Here is a 1906-nt window from a genome sequence, read left to right as displayed (position 1 = left end):
GTCGTGCGCGACCTTACCGCGCATGCCGGCGACGACCGGCTTGCCGACGGCTTCGTCAAGGCGATCGAGTTGGTGGGTGCGGTGCTGGCCGAGCATTTCCCGGTCACTGCGGGCGACAGCAACGAGCTCGACGACCATCTCGTCGAGATTTGAGCCTTTCCACAGAAGTCTTGAAGGCCCCTCACCAGGGCGGTGATCGCCTGTGAGAAAGCAGCCGGCTGGCGGCCCGGACCCTTGCAATCGGGCGATGCGGGTTTATGGTTAACAAATCATGAATACGCTGACGATCGACATCCGGAAAGCCGACCCGCGCGATGCCAGTGCCATCGCCGAGGTGCATCTGGAGGCCTGGCGCGGCGCCTATTCCGGCATCATTCCGCACCGGACCCTGACATCGATGATCAACCGCCGTGGCGCCGACTGGTGGGCGAATGCGATTCGCCGCGCCGCCACCGTTCTGGTCGTCGAAATCGGCGGCAAGATCGCCGGCTATGCGACGATCGGCAAGAACCGCGCCCGTGAACTGCGCCAGCAGGGCGAAATCTACGAATTGTACCTGCGCCCGGAATATCAGGGCATCGGGCTCGGCAGCCGCCTGTTTTCGGCGGCCAAGGCGCGGCTGGCCGATCACGGGCTGAAAGGCATGGTCGTGTGGGCGCTGGAGGACAACCAGAACGCGCTTGCCTTCTATGCCGGCGCCGGTGGCCGCGATGTCGCCGAGGGCGTCGAGATCTTCGAGCAAAAGGCGCTGAAGAAGGTCGCTTTCGTCTGGGAATGACAACCCGGCCTTTCGGCAATTGGGCGTTCCATTCGCACCCAGCACCATTCGCCGCATTGCACCATGACGCGCCGCCCGCTATCGATCGTCCATCGAGAGAGGGATTTAAGCCATGCGCATTGAAGCCATAGCCAGCGGAAAGAATCCGCCTGAGGACGTCAACGTCATCATCGAGGTGCCGATCGGCGGCGAGCCGATCAAGTACGAGATGGACAAGGAGGCCGGCACGCTGTTCGTCGACCGCTTCCTGCACACCTCGATGCGCTACCCCGGCAATTACGGCTTCGTGCCGCACACGCTGTCGGGCGACGGCGATCCGATCGACGTGCTGGTCTGCAACACGCGCGCGCTGGTGCCGGGCTGCGTCATCAACGTGCGGCCGATCGGCGTGCTGATCATGGAAGACAATGCCGGCCAGGATGAGAAGATCATCGCCGTGCCGTCGCCAAAACTGACGCTGCGTTACGAGAACGTCACCGAATACACTCAGCTGCCCGACATTACGCGCCAGCAGGTGCAGCACTTCTTCGAGCACTACAAGGATCTCGAGCCCGGCAAATGGGTCAAGATCGAAGGCTGGCACGATTCCAAATACGCCAAGAAGATGATCGTCGACGCGATCGAGCGGGCCAAGGCGAGCAAGTAGCCCGACCGGTCAGTTGTCGACCCGGCCGAAGGCCGGCACTTTGCCGATGACGGTGTGTCTGTCCTTGCCGCAGGCGAAGGTGCGTGCCTTGTCGTCGGCAAGCTTGCGCGCCTGGTCGTTGGCGACGGGATTGCCGGTGGCCAGCACCAGGCCGACGGTGCAGCCGTCGCGGGCGTCCATCTGGCCGACCTTGGCGACGAGCAGCACCTCGGTCGGCTTTTTCTCGTCCTCGGGATTGCTGATCGAGCGGCGATGGATGACGGCATAGGGCACTGCCGTGTCGCCCTTGGTTTCGATGCGCCATTCGACTTTGGCTCCGGACGAATTGAGGCCGGAAAAGCTTTCCCAGACCGTCGTCATGTCGCCGCCGGGCGGAAAACCGTAGAACAGCGATTCACGGGCGTCGTCATAGGCGATCAGTACGGGATAGCCGCGATAGCCTGAACAGGCGAGTTCGGCCCAGTCGCCGTCGCCTTCTTCTG

Annotated in this window: 3 protein-coding genes and 1 pseudogene; 3 read left to right on the top strand and 1 reads right to left on the bottom strand. The window is 63.0% G+C overall.

Annotated elements, in window-relative coordinates; all coding sequences use genetic code 11:
- From EN994_RS36470 to ppa, 3 genes and pseudogenes are all read left to right on the top strand, one after another.
- Window positions 1-153, top strand: a pseudogene (locus EN994_RS36470) (TPM domain-containing protein); the annotation flags it as partial.
- A 118-nt stretch (window positions 154-271) separates the two neighbouring features.
- Entirely contained in the window at window positions 272-778 is a 507-nt protein-coding gene (locus tag EN994_RS29350; RefSeq protein ID WP_013528996.1) for a GNAT family N-acetyltransferase, read from the top strand.
- A gap of 112 nt (window positions 779-890) precedes the next feature.
- Window positions 891-1424, top strand: a complete 534-nt coding sequence (ppa, locus tag EN994_RS29345; RefSeq protein ID WP_013528997.1) for an inorganic diphosphatase — start codon at window positions 891-893, stop codon at window positions 1422-1424.
- Between the two features lie 9 nt (window positions 1425-1433).
- Here ppa and EN994_RS29340 read toward each other — a convergent pair.
- Window positions 1434-1906: hypothetical protein (locus EN994_RS29340; RefSeq protein WP_127308048.1), on the bottom strand; the 473-nt coding region annotated here is incomplete at its 5' end.

It is taken from the genome of Mesorhizobium sp. M7A.F.Ca.CA.002.09.1.1, assembly GCF_003998555.1.
GTDB classification, from domain to species: Bacteria; Pseudomonadota; Alphaproteobacteria; order Rhizobiales; family Rhizobiaceae; genus Mesorhizobium; species Mesorhizobium ciceri.
The sequence above is the reverse complement of the archived record's forward strand: the minus strand, read 5'-3'. Positions and strand labels throughout refer to the sequence as shown.

What these genes read in the sequence shown, in the direction of transcription:
- ppa (WP_013528997.1), top strand. Translation starts at nt 891, where the DNA reads ATGCGCATTGAAGCCATAGCCAGCGGAAAGAATCCGCCTGAGGACGTC.
- EN994_RS29350 (WP_013528996.1), top strand. Translation starts at nt 272, where the DNA reads ATGAATACGCTGACGATCGACATCCGGAAAGCCGACCCGCGCGATGCC.